This window comes from Bartonella sp. AP88HLJMH, assembly GCF_042195605.1.
Classification (GTDB): Bacteria; Pseudomonadota; Alphaproteobacteria; order Rhizobiales; family Rhizobiaceae; genus Bartonella.
Map to the genome: position 1 here is coordinate 1 of NZ_JBHIOR010000140.1, position 503 is coordinate 503.

The 503-nt window shown below is 37.2% G+C and carries 1 protein-coding gene and 1 pseudogene; both read right to left on the reverse strand.

What is annotated here, in order from left to right; genetic code table 11:
* Nucleotides 1–106 (reverse strand): annotated as a pseudogene (locus ACFIMA_RS10035) (ABC transporter permease); the annotation flags it as partial.
* 106 nt (nt 107–212) lie between these two features.
* Nucleotides 213–503, reverse strand: a 291-nt coding sequence (locus ACFIMA_RS10040) for an ABC transporter substrate-binding protein (RefSeq protein WP_375693795.1), incomplete at its 5' end; no start/stop codon positions are given.

The window sequence follows — 503 nt, forward strand, 5'->3', positions numbered from 1 at the left end:
GATCGTCTGATAACAGGTCGTAAAGTGTAAAATCCGAATAGCCAACAAAAATACTCAGGATAGATAGTAGGACAAGAACTATTATGGCTATCCAATAATTTTTCACGTTAAAACATTTTCCAATAAAAAGAGCAGAGGTCTTTCACAAACAACTTCTGCTCTTAAAGCTTTATTTTATGATTTGTTGTATGACAAGTAAATTCTTTGTGTATTTATTCGCTTTTTGTAAAGGCTTGATTGAGTTGCTGAGCTGTTTCGTTAAGTCCAGTTAGACCCCCACTCACTCCATACCAGCTCCAAGAATCCAAGTAAATAATTTGGTTTTGTTTTCCAGCTGTTGTGCGTTTGACGAGATCATTATCGAGCAGTTGTGCTGCAGATTGTCCTTCTCGCCCAATTGCGGCATCACGGTCAATAACCAATAGCCAATCAGGATTAGTCTCAAAAATAAATTCTGGAGAAATAAGTTGTCCATGTTTTTGCACGGTTAATTTATCCGTTGC